This is a genomic window from Bradyrhizobium sp. AUGA SZCCT0169, from assembly GCF_018130085.1.
GTDB lineage: Bacteria > Pseudomonadota > Alphaproteobacteria > Rhizobiales > Xanthobacteraceae > Bradyrhizobium.
This window is the reverse complement of the sequence record NZ_JAFCMC010000028.1, coordinates 28,053-53,742: the sequence shown is the minus strand read 5'-3', so window position 1 is coordinate 53,742 and position 25,690 is coordinate 28,053. Positions and strand designations below refer to the sequence as shown.

The following is a 25,690-nucleotide window of genomic DNA, read 5'->3' as shown; positions in this document are numbered from 1 at the left end:
TCTATCGCGCTTTTTGCTCAATGAATGATTTCGAGAAGTCCCGCAGCGCCCATGCCGCCGCCCACGCACATCGTAACGACGGCGTATTTGGCCTTGCGTCGGCGACCCTCGATCAAGGCGTGGCCGGTCAGCCGGGCTCCGGTCATGCCGTAGGGGTGGCCAACCGCGATCGAGCCGCCATTGACATTGAGCTTCTCCGGATCGATCCCGAGCTTGTCGCGGCAATAGATTACTTGTACCGCGAATGCCTCGTTCAATTCCCAGAGATCGATATCGTCGATTTTGAGGCCGTGACGCTTGAGTAGCCGGGGCACAGCGTAGACCGGCCCTACTCCCATCTCGTCCGGCTCGCAGCCTGCCGCGACAAACCCGCGGAAAATGCCGAGCGGCTTCAATCCCTTCTGCGCCGCCAGCTTGTCGCTCATGATGACGGCAGCACTAGCGCCGTCGGAGAGCTGGCTCGCATTGCCGCCGGTGATGGTGAAGCCCGGTCCCTTGGCCGGCTTGACGCCTGCGAGAGCCTCAGCGGTGGTATCAGGACGCGGCCCCTCGTCAGCCGACAGAGTCACTTCCCGATATGACACCGCACTGGTCGCCTTGTCGGCGACTGCCATTGTTGTCTTGATCGGTGCGAGTTCGTCGTTGAAGCGGCCGCCCTGCTGCGCTGCCGCGGTCCGGCGCTGGCTCTCCAAGCTATATTCATCCTGGCGTTCGCGCGAGATGCCGTAACGCTTTGCCACGATCTCGGCCGTATCCAGCATCGCCATGTAAGCGTCTCCCTTCATAGCGAGCAGTTCCGGGTCGACAGCATGAAACGTGTTTATCTGGTTGTTTTGCACCAGGCTAATCGACTCACCACCGCCGCCGATAGCGACTTCCACGCCGTCGAAAATCACCGACCGCGCAGCCAGGGCAATCGCCTGCAGGCCGGACGCGCATTGGCGATCGATGGTTGTCCCGGCCACGCTCACTGGAAGTCCGGCCCGTAATAGCGCCTTTCGAGCGATATTGGTGCCAGTAGTGCCCTGTTGCATGGCGCAACCCATCACGACGTCCTCCACTTCGGCACCCTCGACGTTGGCCCGTGACAATGCAGCGGAAATAGCATGACCCAGCAACGTCGCGCCTTCGGTATTATTGAGGGCGCCCTTGTAGGCCTTGCCAATGGGGGTGCGAGCAGTCGATACGATTACGGCTTCGGTCATTCTTTACCTCTGATCGGGGTGCGGCAGTCGATTTGCTGCGTTGGAAGGGGCAATTAGTTCTGCTGCGCGTACCGCATCAGATGGTAGGTGGGATCGCCAAACTGGATGTTGATGGAATTTATTCGCTTGAAGTAATGCCCGACGTTCAATTCGTCGCTCATGCCCATGCCGCCATGTAGCTGCACGGCCTGCTCTGCGACGAAGCGGGCGGCGTTGCCAACCTTCGACTTCGCGCCCGATGCCAGCTTCGATCCATTTGGCTCCCGGGCTGCAAGGCTGAGATTCAAATGCTGTGTGAGCGAAATCGACTCTTCGAGCGCGATGAACATGTCGACCATGCGGTGCTGCAACACCTGAAACGTCCCAATTGCCGCCCCGAATTGCTTGCGCGCTTTGCTGTACTCAAGCGACGCCGAATTCAGCACCGACATCGCCCCGACGGCTTCCGCGCAGAGTGCTGCGATAGCGCGGTCACGGCACACTTCGAGGGCGGCGACGCCCTCGCCTTCGGCACCAAGCAACTGGCTGCCCGGAACGTGGACGTCCATCAGCGTCAGTTCGGCGGCGCGCCGACCATCGACGGTTTTGAAGCTTTGTAAGTGGAGATTGGCAGAATGGCGATCAACGACGAACAGGCTTACGCCGGCACGGTCGCGGGGCCCACCGGACGTTCGCGCCGAGACGATTAGCTTGTCGGCCCACGGCGCACCAATCACCGCTGCCTTTGTTCCGCTCAGGACAAAGTTGTCCCCCTGACGTCGCGCCGTTGTCGTGACGTTGTCAAAATCGTAGCGTGATCGCCCTTCCGCCCAGGCCAGTGTCCATATGGCGCTGCCATCCATGATCTTCGGCAAGAACGCCTCGCGCTGCTCCGGCGAGCCGGCGTCTTCGATCAGGCCGCCTGCGAGAACAACGGTCTCAAGGTACGGTTCGACGACCAGGCTACGTCCGAACTCTTGCATCACGATCATGGTCGCAAGCGATCCGCCACCGAGACCACCTGAGCTTTCCCGAAACGGTGCGGCGCACAACCCAAGCTCGGCAAAGGCGCTCCAGTGCTTGCGGCTCCAGCCTTCATCCGTCGCAACAATTTTTCGACGCTCGTCGAAATCATACTGCTCCCGCAGGAAGCGTTGAATGCTGGAACGGAGCAATTCCTGTTCTTCCGTCAACTGGATATCCATCCGATGCCTCGTGCGATGTGGTCAGAGACCGAGAACTGCTTTCGCGATGATGTTGCGCTGGATTTCATTCGATCCCCCGTAGATACTGAGTTTTCGGGAGTTCAGATATTTCTCAGTCGCGGTGTGCCCGTAATCCGGCCCTGGCATGAAGTGGTTGGAGCTCACCGGGTGCTCGCGGATCGCCAGGCCATAGTTACCGATGGCCTGATGCGTTAGATCCGTAATGCGCTGAAATATTTCGGTGCCCCTGATCTTGAACAGCGACGCAGCCGGCCCCGGATCGATGCCACGCGACATCTGCGCGACGATTCGCAGTTCCGTTGCCTCCAACGCGAGTACATCCAGCTCGACGCGCGCGATTTCCTTGATGAATTCCCCGAAGGTCGGATCATCCTCGCCGACCTCGGTTCTCACGATGTGCTTGAGACGCCCCAGATAACGCGTCGACCGGCCGATCCCGGCCATGCTGGTACGCTCGTTGCCCAGCAGGAATTTTGCGTAAGTCCAACCCTTGTTTTCCTCGCCGATCAAATTTTCCGCGGGGACGCGCACGTCCTCAAGGAACACGTCATTCACTTCATGCGATCCGTCGATGGTGATGATGGGCCGCACCGTGACTCCGGGCGATTTCATGTCGATCAGCAGGAAGGAGATGCCGGCCTGAGGCTTTGCCGACGGATCGGTCCGCACCAGGCAGAATATCCAGTCGGCATGCTGGGCCAGCGTGGTCCAGGTCTTGTGACCGTTGACAATGTAATGATCGCCGTCGCGCACCGCCTTGGTGCGCACAGAGGCAAGATCCGAGCCGGAGCCCGGCTCCGAGTAGCCCTGGCACCACCAGTCCTCGCCGGAGAGGATTCGTGGCAGATACTTCTTTTTCTGCGCGTCATTACCGAAGGTGTAGATGACCGGGCCCACCATGGTGACACTGAACGCAAGCGGCGGCAGCGTCCCGGCGCGCGACGTCTCCTGTTCGAAGATGAATCGCCGCGTGACCGACCAGCCGGGGCCGCCATATTCCTTGGGCCAGAGCGGAGCAATCCAACCCTTCTTGTAGAGGATGCGGTGCCAGAGCAGCGACTGCTCCTTGGTCAGATCGGTCTCGGGGTTTGGAACCCGCATTTCCTGCGGATAATTCTCCGCAATAAAAGCGCGCACCTCGTCACGAAACGCAGCGTCTTCGCTGGAAAGATTGAGCTCCATCGTGAGAAGCCCCCGCTACCACTTCTCGCCGAACGGACGAATTTCCAATTCAAAGGTCCAAGCGCTTCGCGGCTGCTGGTAGAGTAACCAATAGGATTCCGCGACTGAAGATGGCGGCATCAGCGCATTGGGATCATCCAGCGCATTCGGACCCAGGGCCTCGATCCGCCGTTGCCGGACCCATTCTGTGTCGACCCCGGAATCAATGATGAGATGGGCGACGTGGATGTTCTTCGGCCCCAACTCGCGCGCGGTCGCCTGTGCAACGGCCCGCAGGCCGAACTTCGCGCTGGCGAAGGCCGCATATCCCGTCCCACCGCGAAGGCTCGCTGTTGCGCCAGTAAAGAAGATATTGCCTTTACCACGGGGAAGCATCAGGCGGGCTGCCTCGCGGCCGGCGAGAAAGCCGGAATAGCAGGCCATTTCCCAGACCTTTCGGAATACGCGTTCGGTCGTATCCAGAATCGGATAGTTGACGTTGGCGCCGATGTTGAAGATGCAAACCTCAAGCGGTGCGTGCTTGTCTGCGTCGCCGAGGAAGGAAATGATTTCCTCCTCCTTGCGTGCGTCGAGCGAGCGCGCGTGAATTTCGCCGCCGGCCTTCTCGATCTCCTTGACCAGCGGTTCGAGCTTGGCGCCGTTGCGGCGCCCGGCGAACACCGTAAAGCCCTCCGAGGCGAACTTCTTTGCAATTTCACTGCCGATAAAGTCGCCAGCACCGATCACGGCCACGGTCGCGTTTCTCTTTTGCAAGGGTATTCTCCCGGTCAGGTTAGACATGTTGTCTGCGAAATTCGGCCGCCCGCTTCGGAGGGCTTTCATCACCCTCGCCACGCAAGGACTCCGCAAGCTTGTGCTTGAGTATCTTGCCGGTTGAGGTGGCCGGCAACGCATCGAGGATGATAATCTTGGACGGCCGCTTGTATGAGGTGAGCTGAAATCGGATAAAGCCCATCAGATCCTCCGGCGTCGCCCGCGACCCTGGCAGCAGTTGCACGAACCCGACAATCTCTTCATTGCCGTCGACAGCACGGCCGACCACGGCGCATTGCACGACGTCCTTGTGTAAACTGAGGACCGCTTCGACCTCGGCGGGATAGACGTTGAAGCCCGAACGGATGATCATTTCCTTGGTGCGGCCGACAATGTACAGACAATCGCCGTCGAAACGCGCCAGATCGCCGGTGTTGAACCAGCCCTCGCTGTCGATTGCCTTGGCGGTCAACTCGGGGGCACGATAGTAGCCAAGCATCACGTTGCGCCCGCGGACATGCAGCTCTCCGACTTCACCTCTTGCGGTCGGAATTCCGTCCAGCGTTCTGACCCTCGCCTCTACTCCCGGCAGTACTGTCCCTACCGCCTGGTCGGCGCGTGGCGCATCGAAGCGCACGCCCGATATCCCCGGCGAACATTCGGTGATCCCGTAGCCGTTAAGCAGCGGAAGGCCGAACTCCTTTTCCACACGCAACTTCAGATTCAAATCGAGGGGCGCGCCAGCGACGCCGATCAGGCGTAATGAGCCTCGGGCGAGTTGCTCCACACCCGACACGCTCTTGTACTCCAGCAGCCGTTGATAGGTAGCCGGCACCCCATTGAGGATGGTAACGCCCTCCTCCGCAATCGCCCTGGCGGTCGCGGCAGGATCGTACTTGCTGACCATCCGCACCGTGCCGCCGGTCATCAATGTCATGATCAGGAGCGAGATGCCGACGATATGGGAGATCGGCAAGACGAGATAGATCTTATCGTCTTCGTTCATTTTGCGAATATGCGCCGTGGTCTTTGCGCTGATCAGCAGGTTGTCATGCGAGAGCATCACGCCTTTCGGGGTCCCCGTCGTTCCCGAGGTGTAGATCAGCACCGCGACTTGTTTTACGGGATCGGCCTCCACCGGCTCGACGGTGGCGCTTTCGTTGAGCGGACCAACACCAACTTCCGGCAGTGGGCCTATTCGCTCGTTCTCGGCGCCATAGCGCGAAGCGTGAGCCGTGGCCTCCTTCGAAATACCCGATGTGAAAAACATCCGGCGGGCGCCGCTATGGTCGCGGATCTGATCCAGTTCGCGTGCGGACAGTCGCGGGTTGGCGACGATCGCCCAGGCGTCGAGCCGGCTCACCGCCAGCAGCAATGCGGCGAGCGCAATACAGTTTTCGCTGACAATAATCATCCGGTCGCCCGCCCTGATTCCCAGCGACGACAGGACGGTGGCGATCTCGCTGACACGCTGATCCAGATCGCGGTAGCTCCAGGATGCCCCGTCTTCGACCAGCGCGATCCGGTCGGGGGCTTTGGCAACCTGTCTTGCCGTTACTTCATGGATACGACGCGGCAAGCCGACAGCAATCTCGTCGAGATCGATCGTCTCTGAAAGCTCCGCCACGACTGACCTCTCCATCAACGATTGCCCGCTCGCGCAACGCGCGGATGCTTGGCCGAACCTACCGTTCTTTTTTAGAACTCGTCAATGATTAAATCATCGTCCGGGCTTTACGAGGTCCGAAGGGGCAACTAGGCTGCCCTATTATGATTGGATCATTGTTGAACGCCGTCGTTTACAGAGCGCCATCCGATCGTTACGATAAAAGTATCAAATAGGAACTCTGTGGGAGGAGCGGAATGACGGCGAACCGCGGCGTAGCGATACTTGTGGGCGCAGGCGATGCGATCGGGGCGGCGGTCGCGAGGCGTTTTGCCAAGGGCGGCTATACGGTTTGCATCTGCAGGCGTGATGCGTCCAAATCGCAGGGACTTGTGGCCGAGCTGAGGGAAGCTGGACATAACATTCACGCGTTCAGCGTCGACGCCCGTCAGGAAGCAGAGGTCCAGGGCATATTCGCGCGGATCGAAAAAGAGCTCGGACCGATCGAGGTCTGTCTCTACAATGCCGGTTCGAACGTCAACAAGCCTTTGCTGGACACCACAGAGAAGCTGTTCTTCAAGGCATGGGAACTGGCCTGCTATGGCGGCTTCCTGGTCGGGCGTGAGGCTGCGCGCGTCATGCTTCCGCGTGGACACGGCACCATCTTCTTTACGGGTGCGACGGCCAGCGTGCGCGGCGGCCAGGGGTTTGCGGCATTTTCATCAGCGAAGTTCGGACTTCGAGCCGTGGCCCAGGCGATGGCGCGCGAGTTGGGGCCGAAGAACATTCATGTCGTGCATCTCCTGATCGACGCTGGCGTCGACAGCGAGGCGATTCATCAGCGCATGAAAGCGGCGAAGGGGATCGAGGCAAGCGAAATTCCCCCAGATAGCCTGACAAAGACATCTTCCATTGCTGAGGCCTATTGGTTCACCCACCAGCAAAGCAGGGATGGCTGGACCCACGAACTCGACCTCCGTCCGTCCGTGGAGAAGTGGTAACATGAGCGCTACACCAAACCTGACCCTGTGGGGCGTTGGGACAAGCCGCACCATCCGTCCGCATTGGGCCATGCACGAGTTGGGCTTGGCTTACACGACAAAGCCGATCGGGCCGCGGACGGGCGAGACCAAGACCGCGGAATATACCAAGCTCAATCCGCGCCAGAAAATTCCGCTGCTTCAGGACGGCGACTTCTCCATCGGCGAGAGCGCCGCGATCGTTGCCTACTTGTCGCGAATGTACTCCACGACGGAGCGCTCGCTGATTCCTGAAACCACCCGTGAGTATGCCGCGTGGCTGGAATGGTGTTTCTTTATCGTCGCGGAGCTGGATTCAACCAGCCTTTACGTGATGCGCCGCCATCGGGCCGACGCGCTCGGTCCAATCTACGGTATTGCGCCCGAGGTCGTTGCCCAGGCCGGCGAGTATTTCCGCCAGCAGTTGCGCCATGTCGAAGTAGCACTTGCAGACGGCCGGCAATTCCTGATGGGCGACCGGTTTACCAGCGCCGACATCCTGCTCACGACCTGCCTTGAGTGGGCCGTCGCCTATGGCGTTGGCATTTGCGACAATGCGCAGCCCTATCTCGAACGCATCAAGAAACGGGAGGCCTTCCAGCGAGCCGTCGCGGCGAATGTCCCGATGGCACCAATCACGCCGGTGCCGGCGAAGGTTTAAAGACCGACCACCACCTCGCGCAGGGGTTCGAGGTTAGATCGCCACACGCACGCTACGCTCGGCGACCATCTTGTCGATGGCGCCGTCGTCGTAACCCAGCTCGCGCAACACGTCGCGGGAGTGCTCGCCGACGCGGGGAGCTGGCCCGCCAATCGCGGCCTCATTGATCTCAAAGCGGGCCGCCGGCTTCGGCTGCCGCACCCGTCCGACCTTCGGTTGATCGAACTCCGCGATGATGCCGCGCGCGATTACCTGTTCATTGTGAATGATTTCGCCTCGCCGCAGGATCGGCGCACAAGGCACGTCGGCAGCGTCCAGGCGCTCCAGCCATTCGGCAGTGGTGTGCTGGCCGATATACTCCGCCATCTTGTTGATGCGGGCCGTGGCATTGACCGAGCGCGCGCCCGGAGTCGCAAAGCGGGGATCCTTGGCAAGCTCGGGATCGCCGGAGGCCCGGCAAAAGCCCTGCCATTCGGAATCCGAAATGGTACCGGCCGTGATGTAGCCATCGCTGGTCTTGAACACGAGATCCGGCCGGTCGTTGGGATCTGCGGCGGTCGTCTCGGCTCCTACCACCGTGTATTGCATCATGCCCTCAGGCCACAGGTATGAAATCATCGCATCCAGCATTGCGACCTGAATATGATCGCCCTGCCCAGTCTTCTCGCGGGCGTAGAGCGCCGCTGCCACCGCCTGCGCGGTGAACACAGCGGTAGTCTTGTCGCATACGATCGTGCGGATCATCTGCGGACGGTTGGTTACCGGCTGCGACTGGATATCGGCAAACCCCGACAGCGCTTGAATGATCGGATCATAGACGCGCTTCTTCACATACGGGCCGGTCTCGCCGACGCCGCTGATCGAGACATAGATCAAGCGCGGATGGCGTTGGCGCAACTCATCGACGCCGAGACCGAGGCGCTCCATGGTGCCGGGGCGGAAATTCTGCACCAAGACATCCGCCTGCGCGACCAGCTTGGCGAGAACCTCTCGACCGGCCGCGCTCTTGACGTCGATCGACAGTGAGCGCTTGCCGCGGTTCGAAGAGATAAAAAGTGCGGAGAACTCGCCATCCTTATCGATGGTGGCGCGGCTGCGCCGCGTGATATCACCGCCAATCGGCTCGATCTTCAGGACGTCAGCGCCCTGATCCGCCAGAAACATGGTCGCGTAGGGACCGGACACCACGCCTGTCAAATCGAGGACTCGAACACCGCTAAGTGGGCCAGGCATGGGCATTCTCCCTGAGTTTACTTCGTTGTGGGGCCGACTGAATTTTCCCCATGCAAGCCCGGAACATCGGCCTGGCTCTGCAGGCCTCAATTCGCAACCTTAGGCCGTTTTCGAAACCAGCTGACTGGTTTGTTCGACGATCGACTCCTCGACGTCACGGAGCTGGTCCTTGCCGAAGAACATTTCCTTTCCGACGAAGAAAGTCGGTGAGCCGAATGCTCCACGGCCAACCGCGTCGGTCGTCCGATCGATCAACCCCTTCTTGACGTCATCCTGCTGCGCACGCGCAATCAATCGGTCGATATCGATGCCTGAGGAGATGAAGGCGTTCCGGAAGGTTTCGAGGTCATCCATCTTCTTGGGCTCTTCCCACATATGATGATAGGCCGCACGAAAATAGGGCTCAAACACGCCTTCAAACTGAGCCGCGACGGCGCCGCGCATCAGCATCAGCGTGTTGACCGGAAAGAAGGGATTCTGGCGAAACTTCGTGATGTTATGGCGGCGGATAAAGCGCTGGGTCTCAAGCGCCTGGTATTCCGGTTTGTTCTTGATTCCGCGAAGCGAGTCGAACGGCGACATGTTGCCGGTCCCCTTGAAGATGCCGCCGAGCAGAACCGGGACATATTCGAATTTCACGCCGGTGCGCCATTCAATTCCCGGCAGGACCAGTTCAGCGAGGTAAGCGTTCGGGCTGCCGAAATCGAACAGGAATTCAACTTTCAGGGGCATGTCAGTTCCTCCCGCAGAGCGCAGTGATGGTCAGGTTTGGTGATCGTCCAGCCGAACTCCGGCTACCATTCGGTCATACAGTTCTAAAATCGAACTGTCAAATCTGCGCTGAATTCTGCTGATTTTAACTGGTCGCGGGGTATTGTTTGGCATTTAGTACCTATCTAGAATGGAAGAGGCGGCTGCGGTTCCCGGGATTGATTCGAGGGGAACAGGCGCCTGCCGACCGGAGAGCAGGAATGAAATGGGATGAACTTGAGCAAGAGCCATGTTCGATGGCTCGAACCATCGGTGTGATCGGTGACCGTTGGACGCTTCTGATCCTCCGCGAATGCTTTCTGCGTACGCGCCGCTTCGAGGGTTTTCAGTCAGCGCTTGGAATCACGCGCCATTTGCTCGCAGAGCGGCTGAAAAAGCTGGTTCGGCAGGGCGTGCTGCGCCGCGTTCCATACCAGGAGTCACCTAAGCGCCATGAGTATATCCTGACGCAGAAGGGTCTCGACCTCTATCCGATCATGATGGCGCTCGTCCATTGGGGCGACACCCACATGGTCGACGAACGCGGGCGGCCGTTGCTGCATCAGCACCGCAAATGCGGCAAGAACTTCGATCCGGTCATCGTGTGCTCCGAATGCGGAGAGCCGCTTTTGGCCAAGGAGGTACACACCCACCCCGGCCCCGGGGCCCGCGCCCCTTCAGAACGGATTTCTCGCGACAAGCCCGCAAAGCCAAAGACCCGCAAACAAGCGGCGTGATTGCCCGTCAGGGCGCTCACGCTCAAATCACTATCACGTCTTCGCTTGGCGGCTCTGCATACAGCCTTTCGACGCACCACGATCGGTGGCTCAACACGGCCCGCTGATTGACGTAGGCCTTGTCGGTGATCTCGCCTGCCGCCATCGACGGCGGATCCTTGAGCAGTGAGAACGAACAAATTCTTTCGCTGCTTCCGACGGTTTCATTGTATTCCCGAAAACGGTCTTTCAGGAATTGAACTACGAGAGGGTCGCAGGTCAAATCGGACGTCTTCGAGATTCGCGCTGCCTCGGCCGGATTCAACCAGCAGAGCAGCGCGCACGATTCACGATTTTCTCCCGCGACGACAAGGTCCAGCAATACGCCCCGGGTTGCAGCCAGAATTGCCGCTCGCATATTCCCGATCGAGACCCACGTACCGTTCGCGAGTTTGAAGTTCTCGGAAATTCTGCCTGTAAAGCGCAACCCAAGCTCCGGCTTCTGAGGATCCAGAAACGAGACGGTATCGCCGATGCGATAGAATCCTTCCTCATCGAAGGCCAGTTCCGTCAAATCCGGCCTTCCGAGATAACCTGACGTAACGTTGGGTCCCTTGACCCTCGCCTCGTACGTATCGGAAACAGGGATCAGTTTTAGCTGCAGACCCGGCGCGGGAAGACCGATCTCTCCCGGCTGGTCGGTCGCCCAATGGGTCGTACTGATTGTCGGGGCCGTTTCGGTGGTGCCGTAGCCCGACATGACCGGAATTCGCCGGCCAGTGATCGACGATGTCAGCCGATAGAGTTTCTCAAGCGTGGCCTGCGAGATGGCAGCCCCGGCATAGCTCAATCTATCGATCCGCTTGAATACGCTGGCGCCAAGTTCGAGGTCGTTCTCGATAGCATCACATAGGAGATTGTAGCCCGCAGGTACGTTGAACATGGCGGTGGGCGAAATCTCCCTGAGATTCGCGACCGTCTTGTGGAAGAGCTGAGGCAGCGGCCGGCCATCGTCGATGTAGAGCGTACCGCCATTCTTGAGAATGCCGTGAAGGATGACGTTGCTGCCCATCGTATGGTGCCATGGCAGCCACTCGACCTGCACCGGCGCGTCCGGAGGAGACACCAGCCGACTCCCCATTTGCAAGGAGCTCGCCATCATGCGGTGAGTGTTGAGCACGCCTTTGGGAAAACCTGTCGAACCGGATGTGAAGAGAATCTTTGCGACAGCGTCGCAAGAAACCGCCTGTGATGCATCCGCGAATTCTTTGCTCCCCGTTCGGGATTTCAGCGCACCGAAAGGCACGGTATCCGGCGCCCCATCGACACTGATCCAGGTCGATGCTGCCAGTTCGGGAATAGAACGTCCCGCGGAAAAGTCGCGCGCGCTCTGAACAAAAACAAATTTCGGGCGCAGCGCGTCCGCTATATCCTTGAGCCGAGCCAGGCCGCCGGGCATCAGCGTGTAGTTTGGGGATATCGGCGCCAGAACTACCCCTATCGACATCGCGGCAAACGAGATCACCGCGTTCTCGATCGAGTTTCCTGAAAGTATCGCCAGCTTGTCGGCCGGCTTTGCGCCCATGTCGATCAAGCTTTGGCCAACCGCCTGAACCTGCGACCATGCCTCGCGATAGGTGATCTCGTCCCATCCCCCTTCCGCGTTGCGTTGCGCAAGAAAAATTCTATCGGGAACAGAATTTGCCCAGTTCGGAAGAAAATCCGTTATACGCCAGTCGCACTTTCCTAACTCAAGTGGCGAGCTCAATATGAGCGTGCCGTCGGTTCGACGCTCTATGGAAAGCTCCCTTGGCGCGAACGTCAGTGGCTTCGTCGACATCGAAACAATCTCCTGAACCGCTGTGATGGTCGACAAGCGCGCGGGGCACGATTCGTCGCTTCTGATGCCATGTCCGCTGGACCTACCTGCCTGGATCGCGCGAACGATCAATCGAGCTTTCGGGCCAGACCAGCCGGCGGTTGGCAACCAGCCCGCCAACTGCCGCCCCCGTCGCCTCGCCCAGTGAATTCACTCGGACTTGGCATCCAGCACTTCCCCGAAGCCTTCCCAACTAGTACCGGTCCATCGCTGCAGTCGCATCTGTGTCCAGATCATGTTCACCGTGTCGGTGGTGTTGACCTTGACGCCAGGCAGCACAGTCGGCACCACGAAATCCCTGAGGTTCTTGGCCTGCGCGAGAATATTCTTGCGGGACAGATCATTGCCGCATTGCTTTAGAATCTGCTCGAGCAGGACGCCTTGCTGGTAGCCGGTCAGGTAACTGCCATTGGTGATATCGACGCCCGGCAAATACTTGTCCAGAAATGCCCGGTAGGTCTGCATGCCCGGATCATCCTTCCATGTCGGATCCAGGATATCCTTGTTGGTCGTGCCGACGATCACGCCGACCGATTTGTCGAGACCGGCGGGAGCGAGCGTGCCTCCGACAGAGCCGGATGGGAAATTGATGATGACGGTCGCCTTCCAGCCGATCACCGACGCCTGCCGGATGGCCTGAGCGGCGAACTTCGGTGTGCCGGCGATCACGAGGGCATCCGCACCGGAGCTCTTCAGATTGACCACCTGTGAATCAACCGTCGGTTCGGTGACCTCATAGGAAGCGGTCACGACCTTTCGGTCGAAATCCTTTCCGAGAAACGCCTTGAAGGCGCTGACATAGTCTTTGCCGAGATCGTCGTTCTGATAGAGGATGGCATACTTGGCGTTTGGCAATGTCTTCGTCAGATATTTGGCGTAGATCTTTCCTTCGGTGTCATAGCTGACAAGACCTGTCGTGGTCAGGGGATGACTGGCGACATCCGTGAACTTGGAGGACCCGCTGATAATTGCGACACTGGGCACTCCTTTCGACCGCAGGTATTTGGCCGTAGCCGAGATACCGGGAGTGCCGAGTTGGCCGAACATGAACGACACTTCGTCGCTCTCAACGAGTTTGCGGACATGCTCCACGGCTTTGGGAGGGCTGTAAGCATCGTCATAAGCGATGTAATTGATCTTGCGTCCGTTGATGCCGCCGCGATCGTTGACCGACTGAATATAGGCGATAACCCCCTTGCCCACGAGACCGATCGATGATGCCGGTCCGCTGAAGGGGAAGACGCCGCCGATCTTGATCTCGGTAGCAGAGATTCCCGGCTCGTCCGCCGCGAATGCAGGCCCGCTCAGCAGTAAAGCCAGAGCCGCCACAGCCTTCCATTTCGTCAACATTGATCATCCTCCCAAGCGCGCACCCTTCGGGGTAAGTCGCTCGCGCCATCTTATAGTTCTATTTTAGAACTCGTCAAGCATCTCCGTTGTCGCCCGCCGGTCAGCCAGCCAGCGACGAGCCTCGGGCGCGAGCGGAAACGAGTTCAACCGTCACAGCAATTCGGCCCTAGAAGGCGATTAGGTCGTGGGGGCCACGCGCGCTCGCGCGCTGAATACAAGGCGCGCGTTTGCTTGTTCCAGCGCCAGCTTATCAATTCCATAATAAAACTAATGTTGATGTGTTTGGAGACAAGAAGCAGCTCGATCTAGAGGATCGCCTGTGAGCAGTAAGATGGCGCAGCTGGCTTGCATATGATCAAAGCGACCCCGCGGGTGAGAGCTTGAAGGTATCTCCTCCGACAAGAGCGCCCTACTCGGCAGCCATTGCGGTTCGCAATTCCGGTTCCTCCCTCGAACCCTCATGGATCTCATTTGCAGTCGGCTTGATCCGAAACCACGCGGCATAAAGCGCAGGAAGGAACAGCAGGATCAGAACCGTGCCGACCGCCGTGCCGCCGATCAGCGTATAGGCCATCGACCCCCAGAAGACGGAATGCGTGAGGGGAATGAAGGCCAGCACGGCGGCAAGTGCGGTCAGGATCACGGGCCTCGTACGTTGCACCGTGGCCTCGATGACCGCGTGATAGTCATCAAGGCCGGCAGCCCGGTTCTCCTTGATTTGTTCGGTCAGGATGAGGGTATTGCGCATCAGGATGCCCGCCAGTCCTATCAGGCCCAGAATGGCATTGAATCCGAAGGGCTGATTAAAGGTGAGCAGCATCGGTACGACGCCGACGAGGCCAAGCGGTGCCGTCAGCATGACCATCGCCATCGTCGAGAAGGATCGCACCTGAAGCATGGTGACGATCAGCATGGCGGCGATCATGGCGGGAAAGACCGTCGCCAACGCGTCATTGGCCTTGGTCGCCTCTTCGATCGATCCGCCCAATTCGATGCGATATCCGGCCGGAAGGGATGCGATCAGCGGCTCAAGGGCCGTCTTGATCTCCTTAGAGACCTCTGGAGGCTGGGTCGCCTCGTTGATGTCTGAGCGAATCGTGACGACGGGTGTGCGATCGCGGCGTTTCATAATCGGCTCTTCGAGACGGACCTGAGCATGGCCGATCTGGTCGAGCGGAATCGGGCGGCCGTCCCGGCTCATCAGTGAGAAATCCGCCAGACGCGTTGGATCCAGCCGCTCGCCACCCGCGCTGCGTGCCACGATGGGGACATTGCGAATGTCCTCGCGGACCTGCGTAACAGCGATGCCAGTGAGGAGGAGCTGCAGCTGCCGGCCTACCTCCGCCGAGGAGAGGCCGATGAGGTTCAGTCGATCCTGATCCGGGATGAAGCGGAGCACAGGTGTGCGATTACCCCAATCGCGGTTCGCTTGCCGCACATCGGGAACGCCACGCATGACATCGAGAGCTTTGTCAGAGATGGCGTATAATTGCGCGGGGTCAGGCCCCATGACGCGAAACTCGACCGGGAACGGCGTGTAGGGTCCGAACACAAGCTGAGTGACGCGCACGCGAGCCTCAGGCGCAAGCCCATCTGACACCGCCTGTCGGAGCCGATGCTTCAAAGCCTCGCGCGCGTCCGCGTCCGGTGTAAGCACGACGATCTTGGCGAAGGCCGGATCAGGCAGCTCAGGCGCCATCGCGAAGAAGAACCGGGGAGCGCCCTGACCGACATAGCTCGTGACGATCTTAGCCTCCGACTGGTGGTCCAGCCAGTGCTCGAGCTTTTCGACTGCGGCGGTCGTCGTCTCAATGCTGGTGCCTTCTGGTAAACGAACCTCCACCAGCACCTCGGGGCGGTCGGACGTCGGGAAGAACTGCTGTTTGATGGCGCCCATGCCGACGCCGGAAAGCGCGAAAGCGATAGCGACGATGCTGCAGGTAACGAACTTGTGGCGCACGGCGAAGGTGATGATCCCTCGCAGGCGTCGATAGTTCGGTGTGCCGTAGATCGCGTGGTGACCGCCTTCGATCGGTTTGATCGTCGGAAGCATCTTGACGCCAAGATAGGGCGTGAAGACCACCGCGACGATCCAGGAGACAATGAGGGCGAACCCCACGACCCAAAAGATGTTGCCGGCGTATTCGCCTGCCGTCGAGCGCGCGAAGCCGACCGGGAGGAATCCGGCGACCGTCACGAGTGTACCGGACAGCATCGGCGCCGCAGTGTGGCTCCACGCATAGGCCGCCGCCTTGATGCGGTCCATGCCCTCTTCCATTTTCACCACCATCACCTCGATGGCGATGATGGCGTCGTCCACGAGAAGACCAAGCGCCAGGATCAGGGCGCCGAGCGTGATGCGGTCGAAGAACCGGCCGGTTTCCAGCATGATGAGAAACACGACGGCAAGCGTCAGAGGGACGGCAGCCGCCACGACGATGCCGACGCGCCAGCCGAGGCTGAGCAGGCACACCAGCAGCACCACGCCGAGCGCCATCGCGAATTTCATCATGAATTCGTCAACCGCCGAGGTGATGTTGACGGCCTGGTCGCTGACCTTGGCTAGAGTCATCCCGAGTGGCAGCGTCCGAGCGATAGCTGCGGACCTCTGCTCCAGCGCCTTGCCGAGCGCGAGGCCATCCCAGCCCTCCTGCATCACCGCCGCGAGCATGATGGAGGGCTCACCTTGGTGTCGAATAAGGTAGGTGGGAGGGTCCTCGTAGCCGCGGCGGACATCGGCGATGTCGGCGAGCTTCAGCGTCCGCCCCGCAGCGACGATGGGGGTGTCGGCGATCGCCTGGACGCTGTCATAAGCGCCGTCGACCCGGATGAAGACCTGCGGCCCCTTGGTGTCAATTGAGCCTGCGGGTGTGACGACGTTCTGCCGCTGCAAGGCGGCAACGATATCCTGTGCCGATACGCCGAGGGTTGCCAGTTTGGCGTAGGAAAACTCGATGAATATCTGTTGGGGACGTTCGCCGAGGATGTTGATCTTCTTGACGCCGGAGACGTGCAGGAGGTCCTGGCGAATGGTTTCGGCTTGCCTGGCGAGTTCCCGCATCGGCATGCCCTTCGCCTTGAGGGCATAAAGGGCGAAGCTCACGTCCGAATATTCGTCGTTAACGAAGGGGCCGAGCACACCGGACGGCAGCTTGCGCGCTTCATCCCCAAGCTTCTTGCGGGCCTGGTAGAACTCCTCCTGCACGCTGGATGGCGGTGTGCTGTCCTTCAGCGTAACCGTCATGTACGCGTAGCCTGGCCGTGTGGTTGTCTCCACCCGGTCGTACCACGTCAGCTCCTGAAGCCGCTTTTCCAAGGGTTCGGCGACCTGGCCCTGCATCTCGCGCGCCGTCGCGCCTGGCCATACCGTCGTGACCGTCAACGTCTTGATGGTGAAGGAGGGGTCCTCCGCCCGCCCGAGCATGAAGAAGGCATAGACGCCTGCGGCCGCCATCAGGAGGATGAAAAACAGGGTTACGGCCCGTTCTCGAACGGCGATCGCGGAAAGATTGAAATTCAGCATTTGCCGACTCCTATTCCTCGACGTCCTGACGTTCGCCGTCTTGCGGCAGGTGGGGCGCCGAGTGAACCGCGCTAACCCAAAGAGCGCGGGCCTCTGACTGCGCTTCTGCTAACTTACAATGGGTTCGGCGACAGCTTCTTTGAGACCAGCTGCCGCTTGGGCAGCAAGCCCACGGGCCGCTTCCTGTGAATCCTGAAATTCCTCGAGTGCATGGACCCTACCCCACCGCAGGGTGAACACGTGGAGACCACGGTTGACGTACGACGCGTTGCCGTGTGGCAGCGTTGCGGTGCCGTCCCACTGGACAAACACGGTGGTATTCCACGGCCAGCCCTTCACCCAGATGTTGTTGACTGTGAGATGGAGATTGGGAAGGACGCGTCCGAGGCGCTCAAACCAGCGGCGCATGGCTTTCTTGTCGTTGCGCTCACCACCAAGCGCGTGGGCGCCGGAAACGCGGTGATGGACATCCGGCGCGACTGCTTTCACCGCTTCATCCCAGCGGTGGTTGTTGACGTGGTCGAAGGTCTTTCGGATTTCGTTCTTGACAATGTAACCGTATAGCATTGTTGGTCTCCGACGGTGATCGCGGAAAGATTGAAGCTCATCAGTTGGACGCAGTCCTAACGCGAGCGCCCTCCTGCAGGAGGTGAGCGCCGAGAGAAACAATCGGATCACCAGAACTCAATCCAGAGACCACCGCGCTTTCGCCGCTCAGCCGAACAAGTTTGATGGTCTGAAAGCGGACGGTTGATGTGGCGCTGTCCAGGACCCAAACACCCGTCTTCCGGCCGTCGTCGAGCACGGCTCCCAGCGGCACCTGAACTTCCGGCTGGCTGGCCTGGCTTGCCAGTCGAATGGTCACCGTCGCGCCAAGAGGGGCTGCCGCAGCCTCACCGTCGAGCACATACCGGGCCTCATAGGTGCGGGTCTGAGCATCGGCGGCATCCGACAACTGCCGCAGATGCGCCATATCGCGCCGCCCGTCGGCCCCATACACGCTGGCCTCCGCCACGGAGCCGATCGCTGGCCGGATTGTTTCGGGAAGCGCAACCACCGCTTCGCGGGGGCCGGCCTTCGCGATCCGAACGACTGTCTGGCCGGCGGAGACGACCTGCCCGGGCTCGCCAAGCGTATCGACCACTGCCGCGTCCGCTACCAGGATCGAGTAGGTCGCCTCATTCTCGGAGACGCGCGCATCAGCTTCAGCGGTGGCCAGTTGGGCCGCGGCGGTATCCAACGCGGCCTTCGCTTGCTCGTAGCGCTGTCGGGAAGCCCATCCGCTGCTCACCAACCTGGCGTATCGCTGTTCATCCGCTTCGGTCTGAACGAAAGATGCGCGCGCTGCGGCAACGGCGTTGCGCTTCGCCGTGACCGCAAGGCGCAGGTCGGTTTCGTCGATCCGCATCAGCGGTTGACCGGCCTTAACTTGCTCACCGGCATTCACGAGCCGTTCCACGATCTTGCCGGCAACGCGAAAACCGAGGTTGCTCTGCACCCTCGCCGCTATGATGCCCGTGAAGCCGCGTTCGGATCCGGTCACCCGTGCTGCCGTCACCAATCTGACGATCGGTGGGTCCTGCCTCGGGTCGCTCACGGCAGAGGCTGCGTGCGTACGGATGGAAAGCGTAACGAATCCGGCGACCCCGAACACCGCGATCAGGATGCTTCCCAGCACGATAATGGGTCCTTTTTTCATGGCACAGCCTCACCAAAATAGATTGCACTCGAACTCTATATCTGATATAGATTTCGAATGCAATCTAAAAAATTGGAGATTTGCAATGCGCGTGAGTCGCATCCAGGCCGCGGAAAACCGCGAAACTGTAATCAATGTCGCAAGTCGCCTTTTTCGGGAGTGCGGCTTTGACGGCATCGGCCTCAAGGATCTGATGAAGGGTGCCGGGCTGACCCAAGGCGCCTTTTACAAGCAGTTCGCGTCAAAGGAGGACTTGGCGGCTCAGGCGTCCAAGCGGGCGTTGGAGAGCGCCACTCTCCGATGGTCGGCCGCGACCGCGGCGAAACCCAAGGATCCACTCGGCGCAGTGGTTGCGTTCTACCTCAGCGCCGACCATCGCGATGAAAAGATGGACGGCTGCCCGATCGTGGCGCTCGGCTCAGATGCCGCCAGACAGGGCAGCGACGTGAAAGCGTCATTCGAAACCGGGATCAAAGACCATCTCGAAATCCTCAGCCGAATGATTGCCGAAACCAGCGGCGAGAAGCCCAAGGGCAAAGCGATGGCCATTCTCTCGACGATGGTCGGTGCGCTGATGCTATCGCGCGTCGTCAACGACCCCGATCTGGCTCAGGCCCTTCTGAAGGCGGCGGCCAAACAGGTTCGCGAAACCGCGGCCGCTTGAGAGCTAGTTAATCCTGTAAATTCATGGAGGACACGAAATGCGCAAATCCGGGATCCACACCTTTCCAGCAATCGATCGTGTCGTTTATGGCAAAGCTGCGGCGGACGCTTTGAACGACGAGGCGGTGCGACTGGATGCCAAGCGCATCTTCCTCATCGTCAGTCGAACCTTGAACACCAAGACCGATGAGATCGAGAAGATTCGTCGTGCTCTTGGCGACAAACATGTGGCGACCTTTGATGGAATTGCGCAGCATACGACGCGCAAGCAAGCTGCCGAGGTGGCCCGTCAAGCTAATGACGCAGAAGCTGATCTAATCGTGGCTGTCGGGGGAGGTTCTGCTATCGATCTCGCCAAGATAGTCATCATGGCGATGGAACATGATATCCGCGATGAAGCGGGTTTCGATCCATTTCCCATGGGCCCGGGCGTAAACATCTCTCCGTTCCTTTCGCCCACAGTCCGACAGATCGCAATACCGTCCACGCTGAATGGCGGCGAATACAATGCAGCAGCACTCGTCACGGACGAGCGCCATAAGTTGAAGCAGATATTCTTCCATCCCCAAATGATGCCACTGGCGATTATCCTCGACCCTGCCCTCACCCTTCAAACGCCATCGAACCTTTGGATGGGATCGGGAACTCGCTCGATGGATCACGGTATCGAAGCGCTGTGCTCACCGGCCGGCACCCCGTTAGCTGACGAAGTCGTCTTGGCAGGTATCCGCATTCTGCGCGAGGGAATGCTCCGGACCTTGCAGCAACCTGATGATCTGGAGGCGCGTCGACAATCTCAATACGGCTCATGGCTGGCGTCTTATGGCCTCCAGGCACGCGTTCCGATGGGAGCAAGCCACGGCATTGGCCATGTGCTTGGCGGCACCTTCGAGGTTCCCCACTACTACTGCACACCTGTCATCATGCCGAGCCTTCTGCGCTACAACAAACCCTTCACCGAGGAGGCGCAGAAGCGTTTGGCGACGGCACTTGGCGCCCCGGGTGGCGACGCCGCAGACGCCTTTGCAGCATTCACAAGAGCACTTGGACTACCTGGCCGCCTCGCTGATGTCGGCATAGGCGAAGGCAAGTTCGATCAGATTAGCAAGATTGCAATCAATCATCGCTTCGTACAGGCCAATCCGCGGCCCTTCAAAAACGAAGCCGAGATCATCGATCTGCTGCGAATGGCAGCTTAGCTGCCATCAGCGACGATGGGCCAAGATTGGAAGGTAACTGATTATGCGTCGTGTCGTCGTTACGGGGTTGGGACTGGTATCACCGCTGGGTTGCGGCAGCGAGTTGGCATGGTCCCGCCTGCTCGCGGCCCGTTCAGGGCTGGCCGCCCTTCCCGAATGGGCGGCTGTCCTGCCCGCGCGGGTCGCTGGAATCGTGCCTACAAAGGCCGACGATCCGGATGGTGGCTTCGATCCGGATCTGGTCGTTCCTCCCAAGGATCAGCGGAGGATGGATCGCTTCATCCTGTTCGCACTGGTCGCCACAGCCGAGGCCGTCGCACAAGCGGCATGGACTCCTTCCGACACACACTCGCTCGAGCGCACGGCGACCGTGATCGCATCCGGCATCGGAGGCTTTCCGGCAATCGTCGAGGCAGTTCGCACGACCGATCAGCGCGGGATCAGGCGCCTCTCGCCCTTCACGGTGCCCTCCTTTCTCGCAAATCTCGCGGCCGGTCATATTTCCATCCGCTACGGCTTCAAGGGTCCCATCGGTACGCCCGTTACCGCTTGCGCCGCGAGCGTGCAGGCGATCGGCGATGCCGCACGCCTCATTCGAACCGACGAAGCGGATGTCGCGATTTGCGGTGGCTCGGAAGCCTGCATCGATCTTGTGAGCCTCGGCGGCTTCGCCGCCGCCCGAGCCCTTTCGACGGGCTTCAACGAAACGCCAGCGCGTGCGTCCAGGCCTTTCGACCGCGATCGCGACGGCTTCGTCATGGGTGAAGGTGCCGGTATCCTCGTCATCGAAGAGCTGGAGCACGCACTCCGCCGGGGGGCCCAACCGATCGCCGAAATCGCCGGCTATGGCACGACTGCTGATGCCTACCACATCACGTCAGGACCCGAGGACGGGGACGGCGCGCGTCGCGCGATTGAAGGCGCCTTGAGACAGGCCGGCCTCACGCCCGGTGATATCCAGCATCTCAACGCCCATTCCACTTCGACGCCAGTTGGCGACGTTTCCGAACTCGAAGCGATCAAATCCGTGTTCGGTCGCGACGGTGAGATTGCCGTGAGCGCCACCAAATCGGCGACTGGTCATCTGCTCGGCGCAGCCGGAGGAGCGGAAGCGATCTTCACCATCCTCGCATTACGCGACCAGATCGCGCCGCCCACTCTCAATCTCGAAAACGGTGACGCGGCCGCGGAAGGCGTCGACCTCGTCGCCCATGAGGCCAGGCGCATGACGATAGAGCATGCGATTTCGAATGGCTTCGGCTTCGGAGGCGTCAACGCCAGCGTCATCTTTCGACGTTGGCAATGAAAGAGAACCGATAGCTCCGAACCCGATGCCGCATAACACGTCCAGGCTGGTTGTCGTGCAAGATCGGCCCGGGATAGCGGGGGAAGTACTCGTGTTCCAGCGGCGCGCTCCGAAATGGCCACTCTTATCGCGCAAATGTCCGATTTGCTCGCGCCAATCAGTGGGCGACGACGACCAACTTCGCCGTCAGGCCCGATAACGCGCGGCGGGCTTGGAGTTGCCGAAGCCTGCCGCCAAAACGCCGCGCGCCTTCTCAAAGGCGTCCCACGCCGCCACATCGGGCACCGGCGGAATTGTCACCAATTCCTTGCGATCGAAGCCGACCAGGGCCGCATCCACGAGATCTTCAACCTCCATGACATTGGGCACCTTGCTGGCGTCGCCACCAGCTCGTTCGTAAATCTCGGTGCGCGTGGCCGCAGGCAGCACGGCCTGCACATAGACGCCCTTCGACGCGACTTCGGCGGCAAGGCCTTGCGACAGCGTCATCAGGTATGACTTGGTCGCCGGGTAGATGCCCCGGGAATATTCGGGGAGCAGAGCCAGCACCGACGCGATGTTGATGATCGCGCCCTTGCCGCGTTCAACCATGCGGCCGACGACGGCGGACGCGAGCAACGTCGGCGCGACCACGTTCAGCCGTAGCAGATCGTCCATCCTGACTGGATCGGCGGTCGCGAAATCTCCGATCAACGCCGCGCCTGCATTGTTGACAAGGATGTCGATGGGCGGGTCGGAGCGGAGGCGCCGGAGAACCGGTTCGAGTTGGGAGCCGTCGACCAGGTCGGCCTTGATGACTTCGACCGCAATGCCATGCGCATTGCGCAGTTCGGTGGCAAGGGCGTTGAGCCTGTCAGTCGCGCGCGCGACGAGCACGAGATCGTGGCCGCGTGCGGCCAGGCGGCGTGCGTAAACTGCGCCGATGCCGCTCGAAGCGCCGGTAACGAGTGCGATGGTCATGGATGTTGTCCTGAATGAATTTCGAGCATCGGGATGCCCTGCCGGGGATCGGTGGTGACAAATCGTCGGAGCGGCACGGTCAGCGGCGCGTTTTCAGATGAAGCATCGGGTGATGCTCATAGTGACCGGCGCCGTTCTTCACGATGGGGTCTTCCGAGGTGATCGCCTTGATGTCTTGGTCATCGGCGATCTGATAGAGCGACACGCCATAACCGCCACTCGGGTCCATGACAGGGCCATGCGCGACGATCTGTCCCTTTTCGAGCAGGTCATCCAGGAACGCGCCGTGCTGCTTCATCCATGCTTTCTCGTCGGCGGTCATGGTCGCGAGAAAATCAGCGCGCGGCGGGATGTACTTGCACAAATAGTACTTCATGGGTCGCTCCTCGGTGAAAGAGACATGTCTGCTTGCTTGGAGATCTCTCGATTTCAGGGATCAATCAGCCACGCCCATCTGCTTGCGAAAACTCTTCTCGAAAGTCTTTTCGGGAACAAAGCGCCGCATCAGGCGGAGACGGCCCGCCACTTTTCCGGGCGTGTACCGAATGCTCGGCTGTTTTTCTGTGGCAGCCTGCACTACCTTGTCCGCCACGGCTTCCACGGGATCGCCGGCCGCGATGCCGTTGCGCCAGGTCGCGTTCATGGCCGTGCGTCCTTTGTCGTAGACGTTTATGATCCGATCGGGCTTGTCGCCGTTCTCTTCCAGCGCGGTGCGGGTGAAGACTGGCTCGACCAGCGAGACACGAATGCCGAATGTTCGCAGTTCGTGATCGAGCGATTCGGAATAGCCTTCGACGGCGTGCTTGGTGGCGTTGTAGAGCGCTGTATATGGTCCGGGCAGGAAGCCGGCCACCGAACTGATGTTGATGATCCGGCCCTGGCCCTGCTTGCGCATGATGGGCAGCACTTCAGCGGTAGTGCGAAGGATGCCGAAGACGTTGATGTCGAACAGGCTCTGGGCTTGATTGAGAGACGATTCCTCGGCGGCGCCGATCAAGCTGCGGCCGGCATTGTTCACGAGCACGTCGATCCGGCCTGCAAGCCCAACGACGTCCTTGATCAGTTGCTTGACGGACTCATCATCAGTGACATCGCAGCGAAGCATATGAATGGCCTGTCGCACCTCGTCGGGCGCGGCCTGACGGCTGGTGCCGAACACCCGATATCCCGCGCGGATCAGGGCAAGTCCGGCCGCAAGCCCGATGCCCCCCGAAGCGCCCGTGATCAGGGCGACCTTTTCTCCCGCTGCGCGCGATTGTGCATGTGCCATTTCGAATTCCCTTGTCAGCGCCGCCAATGATTATGTTCGTAATCATCGCTTATTTATGATTATGTATATAATCATTGTCAAGGGCCTCTTGGACGACAGTCCGGGCCCCGCTGAAAGAGGTCATGCCGGCGTTATGCCTCGGCCGTCGCCATCGGAAGGAACGGGCTCGTGAAAGTCAGCAAGGAAACGGTCGAGCAGAATCGCGAGCGGGTGATCGCGACCGCCGCAAGGCTGTTCCGGGAACGTGGGATCGACGGTATCGGGCTTGTCGACTTGACGAGGGCTGCCGGGCTCACTCCCGGAGGCTTCTACCGGCAGTTCAAGTCAAAGGACGACCTCATCGTTCAGGCGGTCAAGCGGGCCTACGATGATATGAGCGAGGATATCGCGGGCCGTATCGCAGCGAGCGATGATCCGCTGGAGACCCTCGTGCGTCATTACGTGTCGGACTACCACCGCGATGATCCGGGGCAAGGGTGCGGCCTTGCAGCAATGGCTGCCGACGCGGCACGTCACGACGATCCGGCGCTGCGGGAATGCTTCGGCAGCATCGTCATCAACTATATCGGGCTTCTCACCAAGCTCGTGCCAGGAAGAAGTGCAAAAGCGAAGCGGAGCGCGGCGATAGCGGCGCTCGCCGAGATGATCGGATCGGTTGTCCTCTCCCGCGTGGTGCCAGATCCCGCACTATCGGATGAGATCATCGACACGGTCTCGAATGATCTGGTGAAACGCCATGCGAAATCTGCTCGAACTGCTTGATGAGCCGATCGGCGCCGCCTCCGACCCGCCGACGCACCTTCTCGGGCCATCCGTTGAAATTGCGCTCGCTTGGATATCCACCGCCCCCTTTGAAATCACTTCCCCTCTGCGCTTGGCCCTGGGAACCGTTGCGAAGCAACTAATTAGACTAGTAGATTAGGCCAGGCCTCGTTGCGAGCGGCCGCTTTGCGCCATGAGCGGCCAGTCGCAAATCGAATAATAACGATGTCTGCTTTTCACTCAGAAGCGGCCATCGCCCGCCAGATTAGCCATGTCCGAAAAGTGCCAAACTCAGGGCGTCCGAAAAGCGGCAGCCGAAGAGCGCGGGATAGCGATCGATCAAATCGTAAAAGTGATGGTATCAGCAGCTTGCATCCGTGTGGATGCGGGAAATATCAAGCGAAAGCAGCGAACCATCGACATTCCTTGGTCACCTAAGCCAAAAGGCGTTGCCACCATCACGCGCGCGCCGGGCCATACCGACGAAAAACTTGTGAAGTCCGTCGCCCGGGCTCACGCGTGGCTGGCAGACCTAACCGCGGGTCGGTACGCCTGCGTTGAAGACCTTGCTGCGGCGGCCAACATCAATCCAAAAGTGGTTCGGCAAGGCCTGCGATTAGCGTTCCTGCCGCCAGAATTGACCATGAGCGTCCTGAATGGCGAGGCCACAATGGCTCTAAAGGACATTCCCAAAACGCTGCCGTTACCTTGGGCCGTACAGCGGGAGGTGATCGGCTGAATTCGTCGAT

General features: G+C 60.1%; 23 protein-coding genes. 8 read left to right on the top strand and 15 right to left on the bottom strand.

Features of this window, described 5'->3' with window-relative positions; genetic code table 11:
* Nucleotides 1-17 precede the first annotated feature (17 nt).
* The 5 genes from JQ609_RS25595 to JQ609_RS25575 are packed head-to-tail and all read right to left on the bottom strand — an operon-like array spanning nucleotide 18 to nucleotide 5,972.
* Nucleotides 18-1,205, bottom strand: coding sequence for an acetyl-CoA C-acyltransferase (locus JQ609_RS25595; protein ID WP_212275599.1), 1,188 nt, complete (start codon nucleotides 1,203-1,205; stop codon nucleotides 18-20).
* Nucleotides 1,206-1,258: 53 nt separating this feature from the next.
* The gene (locus JQ609_RS25590; RefSeq protein ID WP_212209043.1) at nucleotides 1,259-2,389 is read right to left on the bottom strand and encodes an acyl-CoA dehydrogenase family protein; all 1,131 of its coding nucleotides are present in this window, start codon (nucleotides 2,387-2,389) and stop codon (nucleotides 1,259-1,261) included.
* 21 nt (nucleotides 2,390-2,410) lie between these two features.
* Entirely contained in the window at nucleotides 2,411-3,592 is a 1,182-nt protein-coding gene (locus JQ609_RS25585; protein ID WP_212275597.1) for an acyl-CoA dehydrogenase family protein, read from the bottom strand.
* Nucleotides 3,593-3,607: 15 nt separating this feature from the next.
* Nucleotides 3,608-4,345 carry an SDR family oxidoreductase gene (locus JQ609_RS25580; protein WP_212275644.1) on the bottom strand — a complete coding sequence of 246 codons (738 nt, stop codon included), beginning with the start codon at nucleotides 4,343-4,345 and terminating at the stop codon, nucleotides 3,608-3,610.
* 19 nt (nucleotides 4,346-4,364) lie between these two features.
* Nucleotides 4,365-5,972, bottom strand: coding sequence for an AMP-binding protein (locus tag JQ609_RS25575; protein WP_312014892.1), 1,608 nt, complete (start codon nucleotides 5,970-5,972; stop codon nucleotides 4,365-4,367).
* 236 nt (nucleotides 5,973-6,208) lie between these two features.
* Between JQ609_RS25575 and JQ609_RS25570 the strand changes: the two genes are divergently transcribed.
* Together JQ609_RS25570 and JQ609_RS25565 are read left to right on the top strand one after the other, a co-directional pair.
* Nucleotides 6,209-6,952 (top strand): SDR family NAD(P)-dependent oxidoreductase, encoded by a 744-nt coding sequence (locus JQ609_RS25570; RefSeq protein WP_212209040.1) that lies wholly within the window; start codon nucleotides 6,209-6,211, stop codon nucleotides 6,950-6,952.
* A 1-nt stretch (nucleotide 6,953) separates the two neighbouring features.
* Nucleotides 6,954-7,631, top strand: coding sequence for a glutathione S-transferase family protein (locus tag JQ609_RS25565; RefSeq protein WP_212209039.1), 678 nt, complete (start codon nucleotides 6,954-6,956; stop codon nucleotides 7,629-7,631).
* A gap of 33 nt (nucleotides 7,632-7,664) precedes the next feature.
* Here JQ609_RS25565 and JQ609_RS25560 read toward each other — a convergent pair whose 3' ends face one another.
* Both JQ609_RS25560 and JQ609_RS25555 read right to left on the bottom strand, forming a co-directional pair.
* Nucleotides 7,665-8,864 carry a CaiB/BaiF CoA-transferase family protein gene (locus JQ609_RS25560; RefSeq protein ID WP_212209038.1) on the bottom strand — a complete coding sequence of 400 codons (1,200 nt, stop codon included), beginning with the start codon at nucleotides 8,862-8,864 and terminating at the stop codon, nucleotides 7,665-7,667.
* 99 nt (nucleotides 8,865-8,963) lie between these two features.
* Nucleotides 8,964-9,596, bottom strand: coding sequence for a 2-hydroxychromene-2-carboxylate isomerase (locus JQ609_RS25555; RefSeq protein WP_212209037.1), 633 nt, complete (start codon nucleotides 9,594-9,596; stop codon nucleotides 8,964-8,966).
* A 239-nt stretch (nucleotides 9,597-9,835) separates the two neighbouring features.
* Between JQ609_RS25555 and JQ609_RS25550 the strand changes: the two genes are divergently transcribed.
* A complete protein-coding gene (locus tag JQ609_RS25550) occupies nucleotides 9,836-10,351 on the top strand; it encodes a helix-turn-helix domain-containing protein (protein ID WP_212275592.1) in 516 nt (171 codons plus the stop codon).
* A 22-nt stretch (nucleotides 10,352-10,373) separates the two neighbouring features.
* Here JQ609_RS25550 and JQ609_RS25545 read toward each other — a convergent pair whose 3' ends face one another.
* The 5 genes from JQ609_RS25545 to JQ609_RS25525 all read right to left on the bottom strand — a co-directional run bounded on the left by JQ609_RS25545 (nucleotide 10,374) and on the right by JQ609_RS25525 (nucleotide 18,781).
* Complete coding sequence (locus JQ609_RS25545) at nucleotides 10,374-12,206, bottom strand: AMP-binding protein (protein ID WP_283813716.1); 1,833 nt, start codon at nucleotides 12,204-12,206, stop codon at nucleotides 10,374-10,376.
* Between the two features lie 153 nt (nucleotides 12,207-12,359).
* On the bottom strand, nucleotides 12,360-13,559 hold the full coding sequence (locus JQ609_RS25540; protein WP_212209034.1) for an ABC transporter substrate-binding protein: 1,200 nt from the start codon (nucleotides 13,557-13,559) through the stop codon (nucleotides 12,360-12,362).
* Nucleotides 13,560-13,968: 409 nt separating this feature from the next.
* Nucleotides 13,969-17,079 carry an efflux RND transporter permease subunit gene (locus JQ609_RS25535; protein ID WP_212275643.1) on the bottom strand — a complete coding sequence of 1,037 codons (3,111 nt, stop codon included), beginning with the start codon at nucleotides 17,077-17,079 and terminating at the stop codon, nucleotides 13,969-13,971.
* Nucleotides 17,080-17,190: 111 nt separating this feature from the next.
* Nucleotides 17,191-17,649: a nuclear transport factor 2 family protein gene (locus JQ609_RS25530; RefSeq protein ID WP_212209033.1), complete on the bottom strand. Its 459-nt coding sequence runs from the start codon at nucleotides 17,647-17,649 to the stop codon at nucleotides 17,191-17,193.
* Nucleotides 17,650-17,689: 40 nt separating this feature from the next.
* Complete coding sequence (locus tag JQ609_RS25525) at nucleotides 17,690-18,781, bottom strand: efflux RND transporter periplasmic adaptor subunit (RefSeq protein ID WP_212275589.1); 1,092 nt, start codon at nucleotides 18,779-18,781, stop codon at nucleotides 17,690-17,692.
* Between the two features lie 85 nt (nucleotides 18,782-18,866).
* On the opposite strand from JQ609_RS25525, the gene JQ609_RS25520 reads away from it, so the two are divergent.
* From JQ609_RS25520 to fabF, 3 genes are read left to right on the top strand one after another with little or no spacing between them, the layout of a single operon-like run.
* Complete coding sequence (locus JQ609_RS25520) at nucleotides 18,867-19,445, top strand: TetR/AcrR family transcriptional regulator (protein ID WP_192735085.1); 579 nt, start codon at nucleotides 18,867-18,869, stop codon at nucleotides 19,443-19,445.
* 37 nt (nucleotides 19,446-19,482) lie between these two features.
* Nucleotides 19,483-20,643, top strand: coding sequence for an iron-containing alcohol dehydrogenase (locus JQ609_RS25515; protein WP_212275586.1), 1,161 nt, complete (start codon nucleotides 19,483-19,485; stop codon nucleotides 20,641-20,643).
* A gap of 43 nt (nucleotides 20,644-20,686) precedes the next feature.
* Complete coding sequence (gene fabF, locus JQ609_RS25510; protein ID WP_212275584.1) at nucleotides 20,687-21,949, top strand: beta-ketoacyl-ACP synthase II; 1,263 nt, start codon at nucleotides 20,687-20,689, stop codon at nucleotides 21,947-21,949.
* Nucleotides 21,950-22,135: 186 nt separating this feature from the next.
* On the opposite strand, the gene JQ609_RS25505 is transcribed toward fabF, so the two are convergent.
* From JQ609_RS25505 to JQ609_RS25495, 3 genes are all read right to left on the bottom strand, one after another.
* The gene (locus JQ609_RS25505) at nucleotides 22,136-22,909 is read right to left on the bottom strand and encodes an SDR family oxidoreductase (protein ID WP_212275581.1); all 774 of its coding nucleotides are present in this window, start codon (nucleotides 22,907-22,909) and stop codon (nucleotides 22,136-22,138) included.
* Nucleotides 22,910-22,988: 79 nt separating this feature from the next.
* Nucleotides 22,989-23,285 (bottom strand): YciI family protein, encoded by a 297-nt coding sequence (locus JQ609_RS25500; RefSeq protein ID WP_212275578.1) that lies wholly within the window; start codon nucleotides 23,283-23,285, stop codon nucleotides 22,989-22,991.
* A 60-nt stretch (nucleotides 23,286-23,345) separates the two neighbouring features.
* The gene (locus JQ609_RS25495) at nucleotides 23,346-24,179 is read right to left on the bottom strand and encodes an oxidoreductase (protein ID WP_212275642.1); all 834 of its coding nucleotides are present in this window, start codon (nucleotides 24,177-24,179) and stop codon (nucleotides 23,346-23,348) included.
* A gap of 168 nt (nucleotides 24,180-24,347) precedes the next feature.
* Between JQ609_RS25495 and JQ609_RS25490 the strand changes: the two genes are divergently transcribed.
* Together JQ609_RS25490 and JQ609_RS25485 are read left to right on the top strand one after the other, a co-directional pair.
* A complete protein-coding gene (locus JQ609_RS25490) occupies nucleotides 24,348-24,941 on the top strand; it encodes a TetR/AcrR family transcriptional regulator (protein ID WP_212275577.1) in 594 nt (197 codons plus the stop codon).
* 271 nt (nucleotides 24,942-25,212) lie between these two features.
* Nucleotides 25,213-25,680: a hypothetical protein gene (locus JQ609_RS25485; protein WP_212275575.1), complete on the top strand. Its 468-nt coding sequence runs from the start codon at nucleotides 25,213-25,215 to the stop codon at nucleotides 25,678-25,680.
* Nucleotides 25,681-25,690 lie beyond the last annotated feature (10 nt).